At 40.5% G+C, this 19,742-nt stretch carries 16 protein-coding genes; 1 reads left to right on the forward strand and 15 read right to left on the reverse strand.

Annotated elements, in window-relative coordinates:
• Positions 1–220: 220 nt before the first annotated feature.
• Together NWE92_10895 and NWE92_10900 are read right to left on the reverse strand one after the other, a co-directional pair.
• Entirely contained in the window at positions 221–1,588 is a 1,368-nt protein-coding gene (locus NWE92_10895) for a hypothetical protein (GenBank protein ID MCW4030138.1), read from the reverse strand.
• Positions 1,589–1,737: 149 nt separating this feature from the next.
• A complete protein-coding gene (locus NWE92_10900; protein ID MCW4030139.1) occupies positions 1,738–2,697 on the reverse strand; it encodes an SDR family NAD(P)-dependent oxidoreductase in 960 nt (319 codons plus the stop codon).
• A gap of 204 nt (positions 2,698–2,901) precedes the next feature.
• Between NWE92_10900 and NWE92_10905 the strand changes: the two genes are divergently transcribed.
• The gene (locus NWE92_10905; GenBank protein MCW4030140.1) at positions 2,902–3,939 is read left to right on the forward strand and encodes a hypothetical protein; all 1,038 of its coding nucleotides are present in this window, start codon (positions 2,902–2,904) and stop codon (positions 3,937–3,939) included.
• Between the two features lie 139 nt (positions 3,940–4,078).
• Here NWE92_10905 and NWE92_10910 read toward each other — a convergent pair whose 3' ends face one another.
• From NWE92_10910 to NWE92_10970, 13 genes are all read right to left on the reverse strand, one after another.
• The gene (locus NWE92_10910) at positions 4,079–4,690 is read right to left on the reverse strand and encodes a DUF1616 domain-containing protein (protein MCW4030141.1); all 612 of its coding nucleotides are present in this window, start codon (positions 4,688–4,690) and stop codon (positions 4,079–4,081) included.
• 424 nt (positions 4,691–5,114) lie between these two features.
• Positions 5,115–6,278: a Coenzyme F420 hydrogenase/dehydrogenase, beta subunit C-terminal domain gene (locus NWE92_10915; GenBank protein ID MCW4030142.1), complete on the reverse strand. Its 1,164-nt coding sequence runs from the start codon at positions 6,276–6,278 to the stop codon at positions 5,115–5,117.
• On the reverse strand, positions 6,275–7,519 hold the full coding sequence (locus tag NWE92_10920) for a polysaccharide pyruvyl transferase family protein (GenBank protein ID MCW4030143.1): 1,245 nt from the start codon (positions 7,517–7,519) through the stop codon (positions 6,275–6,277). Before NWE92_10920 ends, NWE92_10915 begins: the two co-directional genes overlap by 4 nt.
• Positions 7,520–7,660: 141 nt before the next feature.
• A complete protein-coding gene (locus NWE92_10925; GenBank protein ID MCW4030144.1) occupies positions 7,661–8,581 on the reverse strand; it encodes a glycosyltransferase in 921 nt (306 codons plus the stop codon).
• 158 nt (positions 8,582–8,739) lie between these two features.
• Complete coding sequence (locus NWE92_10930; GenBank protein ID MCW4030145.1) at positions 8,740–10,479, reverse strand: hypothetical protein; 1,740 nt, start codon at positions 10,477–10,479, stop codon at positions 8,740–8,742.
• A gap of 5 nt (positions 10,480–10,484) precedes the next feature.
• Positions 10,485–11,675, reverse strand: coding sequence for a glycosyltransferase family 4 protein (locus tag NWE92_10935; GenBank protein ID MCW4030146.1), 1,191 nt, complete (start codon positions 11,673–11,675; stop codon positions 10,485–10,487).
• A gap of 38 nt (positions 11,676–11,713) precedes the next feature.
• Positions 11,714–12,928: a glycosyltransferase gene (locus NWE92_10940; GenBank protein MCW4030147.1), complete on the reverse strand. Its 1,215-nt coding sequence runs from the start codon at positions 12,926–12,928 to the stop codon at positions 11,714–11,716.
• An 83-nt stretch (positions 12,929–13,011) separates the two neighbouring features.
• Positions 13,012–13,599 (reverse strand): DUF1616 domain-containing protein, encoded by a 588-nt coding sequence (locus NWE92_10945; protein ID MCW4030148.1) that lies wholly within the window; start codon positions 13,597–13,599, stop codon positions 13,012–13,014.
• 45 nt (positions 13,600–13,644) lie between these two features.
• Positions 13,645–14,433 (reverse strand): glycosyltransferase family 4 protein, encoded by a 789-nt coding sequence (locus NWE92_10950; protein ID MCW4030149.1) that lies wholly within the window; start codon positions 14,431–14,433, stop codon positions 13,645–13,647.
• 422 nt (positions 14,434–14,855) lie between these two features.
• Positions 14,856–16,643: a nucleotidyltransferase family protein gene (locus tag NWE92_10955; GenBank protein MCW4030150.1), complete on the reverse strand. Its 1,788-nt coding sequence runs from the start codon at positions 16,641–16,643 to the stop codon at positions 14,856–14,858.
• Positions 16,598–17,272 carry a glycosyltransferase family 2 protein gene (locus NWE92_10960; protein MCW4030151.1) on the reverse strand — a complete coding sequence of 225 codons (675 nt, stop codon included), beginning with the start codon at positions 17,270–17,272 and terminating at the stop codon, positions 16,598–16,600. The genes NWE92_10955 and NWE92_10960 overlap by 46 nt, the downstream gene beginning before the upstream one ends.
• A gap of 91 nt (positions 17,273–17,363) precedes the next feature.
• On the reverse strand, positions 17,364–18,482 hold the full coding sequence (locus NWE92_10965) for a DegT/DnrJ/EryC1/StrS family aminotransferase (protein MCW4030152.1): 1,119 nt from the start codon (positions 18,480–18,482) through the stop codon (positions 17,364–17,366).
• Between the two features lie 34 nt (positions 18,483–18,516).
• Complete coding sequence (locus NWE92_10970) at positions 18,517–19,536, reverse strand: SPASM domain-containing protein (GenBank protein MCW4030153.1); 1,020 nt, start codon at positions 19,534–19,536, stop codon at positions 18,517–18,519.
• Positions 19,537–19,742: the final 206 nt, after the last annotated feature.

Consider the following 19,742-nt stretch of genomic DNA (forward strand, 5'->3'; position numbering starts at 1 on the left):
CAATATATTCCAAAGGTTAACATACAATCGTTCGAATATACTGCAACCGAGAATGCAATAGCATTCGCTAGCAACTAATAAAATTGCCAAAAAGCCTGTTTAAGCCAGCCAAGAGGAAGAAACAAAATAGCTCTTGATTCTGGTCTACCTTTATCTATTTTAAAAACAGCGGTTTTTAAAAATAACGCCAAACTTCAAGCAGACATTTTTTTGTGATGACTTAATTTGTCGTGGGCTTTTGGATGTTATAAATTAAGAACAGTTTTCGGTGTCCAGTTGCGCATTCAGGGATAATATCAGTTACTTTTATTTCGCCTAACCAATCAGCCACTGTCTTAAACCCTGATTTTGTTAGGTAAAAGGTTAAGTCGTAGTCTTTCGAAGTTGCAGGAGACGATGGGTCAAAGATTTTAGTGATGTACTCTACAGAGGCAACATCGGATTCAAGCGTTGACTCGGATGTTTTACAAACTTCGACGAATTCTAAGAAGCCAACGGTTACGTCTCCGCCATCAGTATAACCTTCAATTCGGTAGGAGGGAGATTGTGGAATTTCAGCAGGAACAAGCAGCACAGTATCGCCAGATTTCTTAAAATGCGTAAGAGAATCAGAAGGAACATTGATTTCAAAAGCAGTAGGTTGGCTATCGGCGTTTTCCGCAGGTAGAGCAGACAAATCCTCGCTTTCGGGAATTTCAATTGACTCTTGAGGAGGAGGCGAAACTTCAGGAGGCTGAGAGACCGCTGTGGACGTTAATTCTGGAAGAGGCGAAAGGGTAAGGGGTGCGTTAGGAATGACTTTTGGAATTACAAAGTCCACATCATTAATCATTTGATATTCTATCGTTATAGTTTTGTTTTCCTGATTTACAGTTTCATTTTGAATGATAACGGGTTTGCCAGTTACTTTTGCCAAAGCACAAGCTATTGCGCTTGAAAAAAGACAACCCATTTGAGTATGTATGTGAGGGTAGTCCACCGAAGTTTTTTTGCAGATACTCTCGAAAACAGTGTCAGTAATTATTGCCGAGACTGTATTCCCACTATAGGATAGCTCAATAGTCTTAGCTACTTCAAGATTATCTACAAGAAGCTTAGGAAGTGCATCCGCAAATTGTTTTAAATCCAGTCTTGTAAAAGAAGTGTTTAATTCTTTCTCAAATAATTGAGAAAGCTCAAAGCCTGAGGGAGTAATAAACAACCCGTCCTTATTAGGGTGGGGTGAAGTCACATCCGCTATAGGCGTTGATGGCGTTTGGCTCTTCCCAGAAATAAAAATTAAGCTTGATTCTGAATTGTCCAAATTCTTGGGGGGGAGATAAATTCCTTTTTCTGCAGAACCGAAATCAGAAAGTACACGTTCAATATTTTGATTATTGCAATTGGCCATTGATTCGGCAAGCGTTAATGGCAAGTGTTTAACTGGGGTTAAATAAAAAAGTATGGCGCCCCAAAAGGCGACGGCTGTTCCCAAAATCGCTAAGAAAGATGAGCCTGAAAATGCGGAAACGACAACTATCATTATGCCTAAAGTGATTAGGAGATATTTGCTTATTTGGTTCAGGGTCCATTTTTTTTGTTTAGGCATATTCCCATACCTTTTCGTAACTTCTTTATTACAGTTTTCTCCTGATTTAAAGGGGTAGTTCTAAAATTGACTTATTGCAACAACCGATAACAAGAGCAATTAACGCAAGAAGAATTCTTTTTTACACCATTCACAAGAAAGAGGAAAAATTAACTGCTAAGCAAACCATTCCAACTTAGCAAGTCCCTGAGCCCGCGAGGCAGCAAAAATTGTGGTTTGTAACCTAAAAGCTCATTTGCCTTAGAAATATTGGCGTAGCTGCATCGAATTTCGCCTGGTCGGTACGGTAAATAAGATATTTGGGAGTTTGCCCCCGTCAATCTCAACATAGTTTGCGCAAGCTCCTCGATCGAGGTCGCTACACCTGATCCAACATTGAAAATCTCGCCGAGTACTGTAGAACTTTCATACGCTAGCACAATTGAATTCACTATGTCTTCAACGTAGACGAAGTCTCTAGTTTGCGAGCCATCACCATAGATGACTAGTGACTGCTTTGATTTGATGCGGTCCATGAACTTGGTGATGACGCCACTGTAATCATTTAATCCTTGCCGAGCCCCATAGACATTAAAAAATCGCAGAACAACTGAATTCAACAGATGCTCAGCGTTAAGCCGAAGGCACTCCTTCTCGATGACCCGTTTGGATTCAGCGTAAGGCGAAATAGGATTTGTCGGATGATGTTCATCTAAGGGTAAATAGGTGGGGTCACCATAAACTGCGCAGGAAGAAACAAAAACAAATTTCTTAACCGAATGGCTAACGCATTCCTCCAGCAAAATACGGGAGCCATCGATATTGACTTTATTGTTGAAATCTGGGTCTGCAACAGAAAATGGTACACTTGTTTGGGCAGCAAGATGAATAACGCAATCAGCATCAGTGACACATTGTTTAACAGTCATTTGATCCGTTATGTCGCCTTTAACAAAATCAACTAAACCGGACCTCAGAACAGAACTAAGGTTCTCTAATTTACCAGTATACAAGTTGTCCAAAATTACAACTCGATAACCAAGTTCCACTAATCTAGAAACAAGATGACTGCCAATAAAACCAGCACCACCAGTCACCAAAATGGTGCTATCTTTAGTTGAGTTTTTCATTTTAGAGCCTAACCCGAGATAACTAAGTTTTAGCTATTTCTGGAATTACTTAATTATTATGTTTTTCTTCGCCCTACTTGCGGTATAAGGTCTCAGACAAATCGAGAACTGTACTTATGTTGAACAGTAGTAGTGTAACGCACTAAAACAGAAAAGGATTATTTATCGCACACCTTATGACTCGATAAATCAGGTTGCGTTACCATGGACAGATTTAAGAAATTATTCTTAATCACTTTAGTCTTGGTAATGGCTTGTCCAATAAGTCAAATTTCGTGGGCGTCTGCCCAAACATCGACGAGTAGCCAAATTTCTACACATGGGACAATAGTAACCAACACCGGAGGGAGCATCATTGTTCCAACAGTACAAGTACATACAGGCACCCTTGCTGTCCATCTAATAAACAATCAAAACGTTATGTACTCTTCTTGGAGCGTCGCACGCCCATACGTGAAGTACGCGCTAGTTCAAGGGGGAGGAAATCTATCGGAAGATGGAAGTATTACTCCAGTTTTCTACAACGATGTAAGCTTGGGGTCGCTCGAAAACTATTTCGCACTTGCACAGAGTTACAACGTCAACCTTATTCTAGATTTAGCTATTGTCAACCTTCAAAATGTAAGTGACCAAGCAATACTGAACTTATTAACGAAACTATCAGCCATAGCTGGCGGTCATACGCTCATCTTTGACATCGGGTGGGAGTACAACTTCCCTAATTACATGACCCCGTGGGGTGATGATAAAGGCCACTCATTCTATATTCCGCCAGATGTTTACAACACCAAAATGGCTCTTGTCCATACCTATATACAGCAAAACCACTTAGACAATCTTCTGCTAGCCAGCCACGCTAACATGTTAATTAGCACAGAGAAAGCTGGAGAATGGCATAGCAACCCAAACTTTGATGGAATTGTAGAATACTTGGACGGGATGCGCCAGGCAGATGTTGTAGGTTTCTCTCACTATAACGACAACCTTAACCAAAGCTGGAGTCGGGCTCAAGCAATCTACAATATGATAGGCACATCAAAGCCCTGCATATTCTTCGAGTATGCACCAACAAGCCCATGGCAAACAGGTCTAATAGTTACGCCTCAATTTGTGAACGACTCATATGCTATGTTAAAAACATACACGTTCATCAAAGGCATGATTTGGTATTTTGGACCTTACTGCACGAATGAAACCTTAGTAGCCATAAGTCAAAACGCGAAGATATTTGAAGGCGTATAAAGAGGCTAAGATAATTTAAGATAAAAAAACAAGCAACGCAGCAATAAAACATGGATTACCATTAAATGCGCAAGAGTATTTTGAGAGATAGCGTTTTTCTAAGGACTGCGCATACACAAAGCAATTACGCATAGCAGAATTAGAGATGTGCCAGACTATAATATTGAATAATTAGCGCTATTACGGAAAAGATTACAGTCAGCCCAAGTAAACTTAGCATCAGGGGCACTAACGTTATCCCCCATGGCGAGTAATTTAAAAACAGACACACCAGCGGAGCTATAACTAAGCTAATGGCAATACTGAGCGCAACTTGTTCGGTTCTTTTTAAGGTAGTTTCAGAAGAGCTTTTGTTTTCGCCTCTTTCAAGATGTAACGCCTTAACGCAAGCAAACCCAGGTAAAAAGGAAATAATTAGAATACCCAACCCATACCGAAGATACACAACAAGGAAGAAATCGCTAGGTATAAATGCAACTATTGTTGCGACCATAGATAGCAGAATGGTCACCCAAAACCATGTTGCGTTCTCCGATAAAAAATGGTCCCATAATGTAAGAAATCGGCCCTTTTTCTGATCGAAAAATATTTCTCTCTCATTTTCAATGATCTCGAACATAATTTCATCTGAAATTGAGTATTTCAGCTTCATTATGTCTAAAAGTTGCTGAACTGTAGCGGGCTTTTCAGCTTTAACAAAGTGAAGCATTAGTTTCTTTATTTGTTCTCTATCGTTCACAGATTCAGGCATTTCATCATCTACGTTAGGTAATATTTGCGATAAAGCTTATGACTCTAAAGATAAACACCACCGAGAATACGATGCTCAACAGCAGCGCTAAGTATCTCAGTCTTCTTTTGTTTATTGTAAGATTGATACTACGGTAGTATGGAGATAACAGTTCTGATAGTGCAAGAATCACAATAGCACTTACCGCTATTAAGACACTAAAGTCAGTAAAATCTAATGGTGGAATTTGGATAGTAATTTCCCTCACATAATCTTACATGCAATGCATGTGAAACTTATTCCAAGCATACTTTTCAATACTTCAAGGGGCTCTAACCAACTACGACAATACAACCTTATCGCAGCGCCAATTTTCAACATCTAAATAATTACCAGTCTCTCGATAGAAGTATCAAATATATTCCGTTGCTTAATCGCCAATTGCTTAAACCTTTTTTAAACCAGATTTTACCATCAGAAAGCTATCAGCAAAGCTTACATGAGGTTTAAGGAAAATTTCAACGGCATCAGGATACCCGCGCACTTTTAAAGTCTTAAAGAAATCTTCCCTTTGGGGAGACTTATAAATGGATTGTTCAGCGACTCGCGGATTTTCCTTTTTAACCTGATCAAGCGAAATGTTATGTTTTTTTACATTTTCAAGGGTATTAATCAAATCTTTACCTTTTGAATTGTTGATTAAAACTACCGACAAACCCCGTTTGTCAAAAAGATTCTTGGGCGCTCCCCAAAAGTCACCAAGCGTGATATCAGATATTCTTGGAACTTTCGCAAAAGGGCAGTTATAGCATGATTCCCGAAGGTAAATGTTTCTTAAATATCCCACCATGAAAGAATCGCGTCTGTGAAGCTTAAAATACTCTGAATCGTCGGCAAACCGTGCTTTAGAACCGAAGTTTTCCCAACTAAGACGCTTATCCCGAAAGCTGTATTCTACCAGTCGAGAAGCCTTTTTGAGAGACAAATATGACAAGTATTCTTCAAAAACTAGTTGCGATCCAACACCATGACAGATGACATCACACAAATATAGTTTCTGAACACCTTGCGCAGTGCTTTCTTTTTCTACGAGATTTTTCAAGGCGGCAGTTTGGCAGGGGGTACCACAAAAAAGAGTTGGCCTTTTTTCCTTTAATGAGTTTAAGACATCTAAGTAAGCGTTACCTATTTGACTTTGAACATATTTTGAACCTCTTAGAAGTGCCAAGTTCTCATCTGTTTCCGCACAGATGTGCCTTAAATTAAAATTTTCATCAAAAGCTGCCCCAAAAACCAAGCCATTATTATCAATAATTTGCCTTGCCAGCTCCGAAAAGATGCCTCCAGAGGAGCTCTGAAGCCTTAATTCATCATTTTGCGATGAGGCTGCAATAACTTGAGGGACAGAGGGGTTTTCTTCAGGCAGATTAAGTATAGGACAATAGTGTTGACAAATCCCGCAAAGTGTGCATTTGTTTTTATCAATATTCGGAAGCAAAAAGCCCTCATCATTTAATGACGTTGAAATGGCGTGTGATGGACAAGAACTTTGACAAGCATAGCAGCCAGCGCATCTATTCTTGCCTATTTCTTCTATCGCAGGCTTCAATTCTCCAACTCCTTAAGTGTATCGGCCATTGAATCAATTTGAGTTAAGGCCCTTTCCTTGTTGCACTTCACAGCAGACAGGATCCGTGCAATAATATTCTCGTAGTTATCAAGTAAATAATTGACGCGCCCAGAGAGTATATTTACGACTTCACCTGAATCCCAAAGACTGGGAATATCTGCATCTATAACAAGTTCGTCTAAATTGAGACCTCTTTTAATAACCCCATCGAATTTATCGCTGGAAGATATTGATAAGGCGGGCTTACCCATTTGCAAAGTTGAGACCGCAGCGTGCATCCTACCAGTTATTGTGAACAAACCATTTCCGAGAATGCTTCGCGCTTCGCTCGGCAAGAGAACATCATTTATGAAGACAAATCTGTCTTGAAGGCTTTTTTCCATTCTTTCTTTAATTTGAGCTATTATTTTTCGGTCATCATGGCTCGCAGTCAAAACGTGAGGCAACAGTACTAATTTGTAGCTTTCCAAACGAGTCATTGTAGCGACATTCTCCAAAATACGCACCCAACAGCGGACATAATTCTCGCGCTTAGAAGTGTAAAAATGGCTTAGACCCGAGACAACTATCGTTACATATGAGTTGCTTTTTATTCCGTATTTTTTAAGAGGCGCATTCATCCAATTTAGGTTTGATTGTTTAGGTAAATCTAAAAAAGCAAGGTCCCTTGTTTCAATAACATTCTGGCAATGGAGAACGTTAAGCGCATAATTATATGACGCTCGGTCCCTTGCATAGATATGGCATTTACTTAACAGCGGTCCGACAATTAACTTGCGCCAAGAGTAGAAAGGACCTATCGTTTGACCAGCAAAAAACACAGGAGTTCGGGAAGATAATAAGCGTACTTTGGCTAAATTCAAAGCTATGTCACCGCCGTAATAATACTCGCCCAGATTATCACCGCCGACATCAATAACACAGGTTGGAGTTAATGAAAGGATATTTATGGCTGACAAGAAGGCGCCCCTAACTTCCTTCATCGCTTCTTTGAGTTTTTGACCTTTATGATGAACCCTCTTCGTTGGCATCCAAAGGATTTTTGGTGTGTTGCCTGTTTCATCGGTTAGCCGTTTAATATCATTTTCTTTTAAAGCATCAACTATAAAAGAAATATTTGGACCCATCTTTTTAGAAAGATAATAAATTAGATTTATGCACATCATCGCCGAACCATAGTTTTGTGTGTCATTAGCACTTAAGATAACAATTTTTACCAATTGAGCCACCTTAGCGTGTTTTGTAAAGTTTATTTTATTTTGATCTTTTGAGATTATCCGAAAATTGAAGAGGGCAAAATGGCTTTTGGATACACAACAATACTGAGGACGAACATATTGTTTTTAAAAGCTATACAAGAACTAAAGATATTGCACATCTATCATTGCTGCATAATTCATCGCTATCTTGTAAGCGTTTGTTCCAAGACAGGCAAGGGTGAAAGAGAAATAACCGCGAAGGCTGCCGTGGTTATAGTTAATAGCTCGACTGTAGCACCACCTTGCTTTTGCCTTAAAACCAGATTTTAGGTAATAGCTTCCAAGGGACATAAACCATTTGTACAGAATCTCATTTCGATTGGGTGCCTTCAATACTTCTTTCAAGTTCTTTTTCATTATGCGATGAAGGGCATCAATACTATAGGAATATTTCTTGCTAAGTTGATGCCTATGTACTCGGTAATAGACCAAGGGCTCATTTATTTGGGCAAGACTAAACTGTTTACTTAAGCGAATGACAAAATCCCAATCCTCCGCTGCCTTCAGATTTTCGTCAAAGCTCAGTTCATCAATGCAAGCACGTTTCAAAAGTAGACCTGAACAATTCCCCAGAATATTTTCAGCTAAAAGAGAATAATACAAATTTTGAAAAGTTTGAGGCTTTCGAAGAAGTGCAACTTTCCGGGATTCATCAATGAGAACATAGTAAGAGGATTCAAAAACTCCGTCAAAATCACTTTGACTTTTCAAGATGTCATACTGGACCTGAAGCTTATGGGGCAACCACATATCATCGTCATCCAAGAAAGCAATAAAGTCACCTTTAGCTTTTGTTAGCCCCAAGTTTCTTGCTGCACAAACGCCTTTGTCAGATTTAAGGAAAAAATAATTCAACCTAGGATCTTTAAAAGAGGAAACAATCTCTTTTGTATTATCCGTTGAGGCAGAATCAATTATCAAAACTTCGAAATCTTTGAAGGACTGCAACAGGATACTCTGGATTGCATTATTCAATAAGCGAGAACGATTTTTAGTCGGAATTACAACCGAGACAGCAGGCATATGATAGCTCCTTTATCTTAATTATGTTTACCAATCAAGCATGTTTACTTTAAGGGCCAATTCACAAAAGCAAACATACCAAAACCTTTCACTATTCAAAGGGACAGCACGCTGGATCTTTGCCGCCCTCAAGGTCCCACGCAGTATATAGTTAGTTCTCAACCTTTAGCATGCCCTAAAAGCATGTAAGACTCTCCGTTCGTGTAAACGACACTTGAATTGTAAACAGTCTCAAGTATAATGTCAGTCGTGCGATAAGGAGCCAATTCATCTATTATACCAGCCTTCCCAGGTGTATGAACCATCAAAACGCTGTACGCCATATAAGGTGCCGTCGGATCAAGAGGATAATACTTCACTAAATGTTCAGCCACAAAACTATAGTTTGCCACCTGCAATAATTGCTCGTGTGTGTTCAAATCTGCGGCTATTCTACCAGAGCTAAAATGGGTGATTGCAAAATTCGCTATTTGCCTTTGATACACAGAGTTAACGGCATTTGCATACCCAATAGGCACTTCAGAGGACAAATCTGGATACACTGAATTAGCAGACGCTATTAAAGGCTGGCAACTGTAGACTTGAATCACTGCAGTAAACATTATTAATATTACAAATAGCCCCGATAACCACTTTCTTTTCTTGTAAAATTTGGCTATGAAAAAGCCGACAAAAATAGGGAACAGAAGAGATTCGAATGCAAGCGCTCGAGTAGGGCCGAATTTTAGCACGACACCCAAAAAAATGAAAACGACCAACAAAATTCCCACGACAATGATGAAACGAGCACGGTCATTCAATTTTTTTCTTTCCTTTAGTAACAAAAGCAAACCAAATAAAGTGAGAACCAGAAGGACTAAGACCGCGCCATAATAAACTGAAAAGGTTCTTACTGCACCAAAAAAGTCGTGCTCCAACAGGGTATAGAAAGTTGGAGAAATTGACTCTGAGGAAGGAGTAGTACCACTAGGTACACCCACAAAAAATGTCCGCAAAACGTTTGTAAGAGCAGGGTAACTCATAAACAAAAGCCAAGCACAAGTTATTGCGATAGTTATAAAAATGATATTATTACGGAAACAAGATTTTAGATTGAGCCTCTGGAGGGCGTTAAACGGAAATCTTTGGACTATTAAAAAGGTGATCAGGATCAATGATAAAAGTATAGAGGAGGCGGAGTGAGCGGCCGCCAAAGCAACGGCGAAGAAAAAGGCAAGCAAGAGATATCGTCTATCGTTTCCCTTTATCAAGGAAATAAAAGTGTAGAATATAATTAGAACGAGCAGAAGGCCAATTGTAGATCCAGTGATTTCATACTGGACTATTGAAAATGGAATAGAGGATAAGAGCAGAGCAAACTTTGTTACGCTTTCTCCTGAAGGAAGGGCAAGTTTCTTTACTATTAAATAGGTAAAAAGCGGATAAAGGGGGGCTAAAAGGAGGGGTATATACTTCATTGCATCGACAACAGGCACATTTAGTATAATTGAAAACGCCGAGAATAACAAATGAAATAACGGCGCCCCACTATAGTCAGGCGCAATAGAAGAAGAAAATGGCGCTATGTGTCCTGTTGTAATAACAGTATTGGCTAAGTTGTATTGAAAACTTTGATCTTGATAGACGCCTTGGAACCAGACATATTTTAGGATAGGAACAGATAGAAAAACCACTCTGCCTATACTCGCAATTGCGACAAGCCAACCTTCTTCGCGCTCAGAAAAGAAGGCTATTAAAAAAATAATAGCAAACGCTAAAAAGGGAATCTCTAGACCTTCAAGAATCCAGCTATCTTGATAATCCCTAGTCAAGGCTACTATATTTGCGATAAGTACAACTACCGCAACTATCAGAAGCAACCTCAGGATTAGAGGACGACTTATAGAAAACTTCTTCACAGCCATCATTTTTCAATCATGCCGGCGATAATGTTCACATACCGTGCGCTCGCATTTTTGAGGTTGAACTTTTGGTCTACTTTGAGGATGTTTCTTTCACTAATGGTGTTCAAAGTTTGCTGATTGCAAGCACAAAGTTCACTTAGTGCGTTCAAAAATGAGTCTTTTTCTGGTGGTACGAGCAAACCATTAAGTTTATTCTCAAGTGCTTCTGAAAGCCCGCCCACATCGGTGGAAATTGGAATTGAGCCACAAGCCATGGCTTCTAACAGTACAGTGGGCAAGTTTTCATACAAAGAGGTAATGAGCAGAAAATCGCATAATGAGTATATTTCGGGCAGCACAGAGTTGTTGACATAACCAAGGAAAAGTACCCGATCTTGCTCCAATCGTCGAGCATAACTTCTAGCGTAGAGATGATCGGGTCCCATTCCTACAACGACGAATTTAACATTAATTTTCTTGGATGCCGCCATCACGTCAAATAAGAGTTCAAAGTTTTTGGCCCCTCCAACGGGAAGTTGAGCAACAAAAACAGCAAGGCGACTGTTTCCCTTAAACTCCAGAAGCTTTCGTGCGAGTTCAGGATTGGTGAAAGAGTCTCTTTTGAAGAAAACAGTAGTGTCTACGAAGTTTGGGACAACTTCGATTTTTGATTCATCAATGTTATAGTAATCTATTATCATCCGCTTTGTGTATTCGCTTACGGCAATAGCACAATCAGCATTTTGAAGCATTTTCTTTTCTGAAGCTGTTAAAAACTTGCCAACCGGTGATAAGGTGAGTTTATCCTCTACACCCATTTTGCCATATTTTCTTAATGTTTCAAACGCAGGAAGAACAGCATGACTAATGGTCAATTCAGGTATGGCTGTGTTACTTATTTTTGGAATATGCGGATAAAATGGAGGTAAAGTTCTAATAATGAGCTTAGGCTCAGGCTGAGAACGTAGACGTAGAGAGGAAAGCAAGTCAAAGAAGGGGTTAAACAAACTGAACCCAAGAAAAGGCTCCGCAATCTCGTCGATTTTCAGGTTCGGGTGTGGAGCATTTTTGGCCAAGGCGCCTTTGTTTGCGTGGATTTGGACTTTAAAGCCTTCATCGAGCAGAAAATTCACAATACGCCTTGTGTGGCCACCTATTCCTCCAGCACCGAACTCAGGCGAGACAACAAGTAAGTTGGATTCTATACGCATTTTTGTTTTTCTCCTTATCGTATAGTACCCTTTCGCCATCAGCCTTGCCGGACATCTTCGATTTTCTCCCATTTATAGTCGGGGCCGTGGAAAAGCAGGATTAGCAAACCAGCAAACATGACAAATTGCATTAATATGAAGTCCAAGATAACACCAGCCATACGTAGACTTCCTCCCTGCTGGGATTGCCCCAACGTCACGGTAGTTGTCAACGAATCCTTCTTGAACAAAGCAAAAAGGACAAGAGTAGCTAGAATGGCAGATAACAGGGGCACTAAAATAATCAGAGAGTTGAATGAAAATAATATGGCAACTATAAAACTAACAGAGCAAATCACTGTCAGTAAAGGCGCAACAACATTAATGAAAAACTCGAAAGGCAGTATTACCGATGAGAAATAGCTGTATTGCTTCTTGAACATCATGCCTGCAAAATTAAACAAAGCTTGCTGGTTGCCTTGGCTTCGTCGAATTTTTTGCTTGAGTCGGGATTTACGGCCGATTGATGAGTTTTCATAAAAGGATACACTGTCGTCGTAAATCGCTCGAAGTCCCTTCTTTCTAACACGAAGAGTCAACTGCATATCGTCACATATGCTGTTAGGGGGTATTACTTCCAGTAGTTCCTTTCGGTAAGCAGCGAATTCACTCTCGCACATCACTACAGAGTCCATATTCGTTTCGCCCATTCTAAGAATATTGTAGAAGCTTCGGTACCCTTGCTCTTCTTGCGTTACAGCAGACTGGTCAGGGTTACGCATAACCTGTATGCCTGACACAGCTCCAACGGTTTCATCACCAAAATTGGTAACTATTCTTTTCACTGCATCTGGGTCAACCGAGACATCGGCGTCTGTTAGAATAACTATATCACCTTTGCAAAATGGAAAAGCGTAATTTAACGCTGAGGCTTTACCCATACGTTTGCTTTGGGTTAAAATATCAACCTTGTTATGGGTTGTTTCGACAAAGGTTTGTACAGCTTCAACTGTTCCATCGTTCGAGGCGCTATCAACTACCATAATCTGCAATTTCTCAGGAGGATAGTCAATCTCAAAGGTGTTCTTTAGTTTACGAGATATGACTTTTACCTCGTTATACGTTGTAATTATTACTGAAACGGTCGGTAAGAAGTCCTTCTTGTTTACAGGGCATCGCTTGCGAGAGTAATATACCATCAGGGCAAAGAAAGCGGAAAAACCTGCCAAAAGTAAAAAGAAGGTTGAATAGAATATTATTTCAGCTATTGACAATTATTTTAACCCCTATTTTTTGTAGAAGCAATCAATTTTTGTTACTTGCTTAATCTGATATTTCGGTTGAAGGTTTATTGACACTAAGCAATATTCATATAGAGACCCACGTAACGTGAGTTAAATTCAAGAGCGTTAGAGCTACCGTTAAAGAGCCATAACTCAAAGTATAACTCACAAGAGAGGCCATGTTTTGTCGAGTCCGTCGAGACTGGCTTATCCAATTGGACACTAAGCCCATTAATCACTATACTCTTAATTGCGGGTTCTGAGAAAGAGACTTCCTTTACAGAGAAATTGAAAGGTAACTCTCGAGTTTCCCCATCATTGATAACAAAGCGGAATTCATAAAGAGGCTGTTGTGAGCTAGGAACACCCGTTTGAACGTTCGGCAAGGCATCAGAATAGTTGCGTACTTTAGCGTAAAGCACATAGTATCCTGTTGACTGCAGGTGGTTGGTTATACCGATAAAAAGAGAATAATCGTCCCCAACGGTTACAGTTAATGGGTAGTCGAGGATAGTATGTTCAGGTCCAAGAAGATAAAGCTCTGAAAACTGAATTTCCCTCGACGTATGTTCTAAGATAGCAGAGAAAAGAGGACCTGAAATTAGAAGAATGCCTATCAGACCTATCGCACAGAAAACCCATTTCAAATGAATTAGCTTCATCTGCCGATATCGACCTTGATATGATTATTAATTAGAGTGGTGATGCTAGTTTTTGGCTGTTAACTCACGGTAAACCAAAGAAAGTTTTAACCCCACAACGCTTAACGATGCCTTTGATACAACAGACATGCGCCCAGTTGACCCTATTTCATCCAATTTGTTGCTTTGAAGTAAATCAATTATTTTCTTAACCCACAGGTCAGCGTCAGCCATTGCGGGTAAAGTTATTCCGTGCTTGTTATTTTCTATTATCTCATCCACTGAGAGCACGCTACTAGCAACAACAGGAAGCCCACAGGACATTGCCTCGAGAACCGTGAGCGGGGGTTCTACTGCAAATGAACCATCAAGTCCCATAAACAAAAACAAGTCCGAGGCGTTGTAAACTAAACGTTTCTCTTCATCGGTCAAATTTCTATTCTCAACTTTGATTAGATTTCCTAAACCAAGCCGTTGCGCTTGATTACATATAGATGAGGCGTACTGTTTGTTAACCAATCCAGGGGGAGAAAAAACGCGTAGAGAAAACGCCACCCCTTCTTTTCGTAACCCTTTAAGTATTGATAAAACCCGGTCCTGTGGAAACCTTTGACGAGTTAGATTACCGATATAAAGTATCACTCGCTCATTTTGAGGGATTCCTAGGGCTGCTCGAGCTACTTGTTTAGGTATTGGCTGATAAAAAGCTGTATCAGTAGGAGGCACAATTACCCGGAGTTTATTATTAGGTATTCCGCTGGAGTCCTGTAGATTCTTGGAAATTGCTTGTGATGTTACAATGAACATATCAGACATTCTTAGAAGCGAACTGAACACGTTCGCCTGTTCCTTCATGTACACATGGGTAACTACGGGAAAGTTGCTGGCTTTCTTGGCTAAGAGTCGTGAATACCTAAAGCAGTTTGTTATATTTATAACGGGTTTCTTTTCTGACAGGTGTTTTTCAGCCGAAAGGAAAGATGGCAAAGGGCATGTCTCGAGAAAACTCGTCAGTATCAAAGACTGTTTATTACGCACTCCGATTGCGTCTTCACGACTAACCAAGGGCATTTTTTTTTCAGCATAAAGAAAACCACTAGGAAGTGTAGGCTTTTTTTGTCCACACGTTCCATATCGGTAGTTAAAAATTACAGAGGGGATATTTTGAGCTTTTAGGCAATCAAGCAGTGATCTTAGAATTCGTATGTGACCTTCATTATAAGGTTCGTTGAAGCATCGTGCATAAAAAACTGGTAAATAGTCCACGGACATAGAACTCACTGCAAATGAGGAGAATAGTATTCAAAGAGAGCGTGAGACAGTATTTGCTTAGCGTTACCTTCCAAAGACCCATTTGAGTCTACAACAAACAACTGCGCACTACAGAGTCGCCGATCTTTACCGAAAGCATCGTTGACACTTTGACCCTTGTTTTGCATATAAAATCTTATCAAAGGTACAGGAGTTAACAGTTCAAACGTTTTCTGAATTGTCGGAGCAATTTCTGTTTGAGCATCTTTCTGAGCATCAAAGAAGGTATCCTGAATATACCTATCACAAATAACCACTTTACCACGAGCCAACAATAACCGAACACGAAGATTAAGCTTCAAAGCATGATCAAAAATTGCAAGGTAACCCCACATCAGTCCTAGAGGTTTCATGCCTAAAGCAGTAACCCGTTTTTCAGCATAATACTCGTTTTCTGTGGCCTCACTTTGACCAAACAAAAACTTCCTCGCAATACGCAAAACTGGTTCAAGTATCATACCTGTTCCGCGTGACCACATGTAAGTAACATCAATGCCCCTTGACTTAAGCTGCTCGTATAAACGAAGGGCATGAGTTGTTTTTCCTGTCCCATCGTCCCCTGAAAAGCAAATCACAAAAGAAGGAGCAATTTTTTCGCCAACAAGCCGCCTCTTTACATAGTCTCCAGCGATGGCATAAACCGATCTTGTTTTGTAAGCAAACGTTATTTTGGGATCTTTTCGTATTTTACTAACATAATTTCGAGCAATTGTAGGAACAGAAATCGGGATAGGCAGACGCTGTTTTTTTGCAAAGGCATCATTAAGCGAGTTTGTTATTTCTTTAGCCTTTGAGTTCACTTGCTCTTTTTTTGGTCTGATACTTTCAGCGTCTGGGAGCAGAGGCAAGGAGTATATTTGTGAGGTAAGATAATTCTGGCTTTGCAGCATCGCATAGAAAGGCGCAACCCAGTTATCTTCAGTAACCCAATTGTCTATGTATGCCCAATCAATTTTCGGTTGAGCGTTTAAAGCATCAATTGTATAAAGTAGATCGCCCAGCCTGAACTCATGATTCTCAAAAAAAGCGTGCGCAGCAGTAATTAGCAGATGGTGCTCTGAAGAGGGAAAGCTGAAGGTTTCGCCCATAACTTTTAGGTCTTGTTTTTCTCTCCAGATATCTTCGCATTTGAGAAATTCAATGCCATCCCACGCCATTCTACTATGCAGATGAATTGCCATCTTATCTTCTGCGTTCTTGGCTTTTCGGAAAAGCCGTTTGTAGCCTTCTTTAACCCAAGTTAATTCTACATACCCCAAGCTTTCAAGAATCTTTACGGTATTTGACAGGTCACTGTCCTTTACTAAAACATCAAAGTTATCGCTATCCAGCGGAAAATGGTTCCTGGATTTTAAAAAAATGAGTTCGATGCCTTGAACCTTTAGAGCGGCATTGATTTCTAGAAGCCCGCGTCGTAGAAATTGAACTTCCTCATACGCTTCAGAGAAAAAGGGTTGTTCGTTTACAATTTTTTTAAGGATTTGACGTTTTTCCTGTGGAAAAGCCTCGTCGTCAATGCGATTTAGTGTTCTATACAGAATCTTATTCTTAAGCATCACAGAATAGAGACGACTATACTCGAGACCCGAGAGTAGTTTTTCTCGAATTTGAGGAGGCAGTTCAAGATAGGGATTTGATAAGTGAGCTGCAAAAGTGAAGTAGTCTTTATCGTCAAACATGAGAATCTTCTCGCTTTTAAGATAAAGTTTTAGCTGGTCATACGCTCCAGAAAAACGCGCAGTCCTATCCGCCATAAGGCCGTTCCAAGTTTCAAGTTAGCTCGTCCGCCTTGTCGTTTTGGCTCAAAATACGCGATTTCTTTGACGCCAATACCTCTTTTGAGGGCACGGCAGATTATTTGGGCGTCCAGTGACCAGTTGTCTGAGTTGGGGTTGAGGCAGTCCCAGACGGGTTTGCTCAATAGATAATAGCCGTTAGTGATGTCTGTAACGTTATTCCAGAAAAGTATGTTAACTACGGTGACGGCAATCCGGTTTCCTAGGTAGTGTGATACTGTGTGCTCTTCACTCCAACCCAAAGGTGGAAAACGTGTAGCTGCCACAATAGAGTTTGGTTTGTAAGCTTCAAGAAGTTTAGGGAGGTATCTTGGGTCATGGTTACCATCGCCGTCAATCATACATACCAAATTATAGTTAGCAATGCTAACGCCTTTTCTGACGGCAAAGCCACGACCGCGGCGTTTAACTTCAAGCGGAACGACTTTTACGGAGTATTTTTCGCCTGCAGACATCGCGACGCCTAAGGTATCGTCCTCGCTGAAGTCGGCAACGATTACCTCGCTTTTTAGCGGCAACTTGTTTAGCACTAAACTAAGGCCGCGGATTATTTCGGCGATGGATTCAGCTTCGTTTCGGGTTGCCATGACAAGAGATAAGCCGTTTACCAATGAAGTCAACTCGGTAAAACATTTGAAGACGACATAGAAAAAGGAGCGTGAAGCTGACTTGTGTGGCTTAGGCGCCTTTGTTCTTTTGGATTTGTTTTATTGCGTTGCATACGTAGTCTATTTGTGCGTCGGTCAACGTATTGCTTGAGGGCAAGCAAAGACCTTTGTCGCATAGCTCGTCAGCCACTGGGAAGTCTCCTTTGATTAAACCCATTTGTTTGAATATTGGTTGCTTGTGCATTGGAATGAAGAATGGCCGTGTTTCGATGTCTTGCTTTGCGAGTTCCTCAGCTAGTTTGTCTCTACTTACGCCGAATTCGTCTTGGATGAGAATAGAATATAACCAGTAGATGTTTTTAGCCCAGTCAGCCTCTGGTGGCAGGGTAATTCCGGTTACAGCTTTTAAGAGGGAGTTGTATTTTTTGGCGTGCGCCCGTCTGGCCTCAATGTATCGGTTGATTCTTTCCATTTGGGCTACTCCGATGGCTGCTTGCATGTTAGTCATTCGATAATTGTATCCAATCATATAATGGAGGTAGCGTTTTTCTTTGCTATGTGCAAGGTCGCGGAGAAGCCTGAGGTCTTCGGCTACAGCGTCGTTATTGGTTACGCACATTCCGCCTTCGCCTGTTGTAATGATTTTATTGGTGTAGAAGCTATAGCAGCCAATGTCGCCTAAGCATCCAACGACTTTGCCTTTGTAGAGGGCGCCATGTGCTTCGGCTGCGTCTTCTATGACATAGAGATTGTGTTTTTTTGCTAATTTTAAAAGTGGGTCCATGTCTACTGGATGACCGTAGATGTGGACGGGCATTATTGCTTTCGTTCGCGGGGTGATTTTTGCCTCGATTGCTTCAACGTCCATGTTCCAGGTGTAGGGTTCGGAGTCCACAAAAACTGGTGTGGCACCGGCAAGGATAACTGGGTTGGGGCTTGCTATCATGGTCAGAGTGGGTATGATTACTTCGTCGCCTTTTCCAATTCCTAAGGCTAAGGTTGCCATGTGGAGGGCGGCGGTTCCGTTTGCCACGGTTATTCCATGTTTGGCTTCAACGAATTTGCTGAATTTCTCTTCGAAGTCAATAATATAGCTGCCTCGCGAGGATATCCAGTTTGTTTGGATGCAATTTGTCACATATTTAATTTCATTCCCAGTTACATCTGGTTCACAAATTGGTATTTTCATATGGTTACCTCCCGTATAATCTTAGTTTTTGGTTTTATTGTGCAGTATTTTTTTTGACATTTAGGACGTATTTGTCGGCGTCCATCATTCCATTAAGGTTCAAGTTGATGTTTTCGTCTTTTCGATCACAGACGCGACATTTCATGTCATCGACGAGCATGGTCTGCATTTGGTGTCGTTTTGGAGAGTTCCAAATATCCCAAAATGGTTGCTGCGAAATGTTTCCCCAAATAAGGTGACTATATTCTTTTAATGCCACCTGCGGGCAAGGAAAGACGTTTCCAGCCTTGTCGATTGTGGCGTTAAAACGTTGAGCCCAACAGTATTTGAAGTTCGGGTCATGCTCGCAATTCTTGAAATTAAGCATAGTGATTTTCCCGTTTCGCCAGTTATGCAAGAGTTCAAAGATGGTTTCTATTTTTTGGGGGGTCAAGTAGTTTACTGGTTGAGCAACGTTCGGGACCTGCGGGATGGAGAATTTTAGCACATCAGCGTGTTCCTCGAAGAGGTCAACGAATGCTTCAATTTGTTCTGGAGAGGAATTGTTGGCCATTAATAGGTAGGCTATGTTGATTTTTAATTTTGAATTATTTTTTGTCTTGGCCGCGTGTAGCTTTTTAACTTTTTGCAGGAGCTTTTGGTGAGTATCGCTTGATGGGGCTAACCCATGTAAATTGTTGTAAATGTCAGCTGTGGCGGAGTTGACGCTTATTGTGATGTAACTACCTTCACTAGAAGTAGCGTTAAGTTCTTGGATAACTTCGTCAGTTAGAAAATAAGCCTTGGTGTGAACCCCAAAGTTTAGTTTTCTTTCTTTTATAGCGTGAATTAATTGAGCAAAATGAGAATAACTTAATGGATCGCTTCTTATTCCAGATATTTCTATGAATGGAGGATACTCCAAGAGTTCATCGAGTAATCTGGCATAATCTTTGATGCTTAACGTTCCTTCACAAAGCATTTGTTCTTTACCATAGCAGAACGTACAGTCAAGAGGTCCACAATGGGAACCTGGGTGCAATTCTAATTGAAGGGGAACATCATTATTCTTCATAAGACGCTCTATTAGCGCGCCAACATAGTTGAATTTAAAAGATATTGGTAATACCTCCGTTAATATGAATAATAATACTGCTGTTTGCTTGCCTCAAATGTGACAATAGTAATCCTAAGACTGCATTGAGTACCACAATTTGTCTCCTATCATTAAAGATAACAAACGCCAAGTCGCTTAAACTATATATGCATTATTCCCGCTGA

It is taken from the genome of Candidatus Bathyarchaeota archaeon, assembly GCA_026014745.1.
In the GTDB taxonomy this organism is placed as follows: domain Archaea; phylum Thermoproteota; class Bathyarchaeia; order Bathyarchaeales; family Bathycorpusculaceae; genus Bathycorpusculum.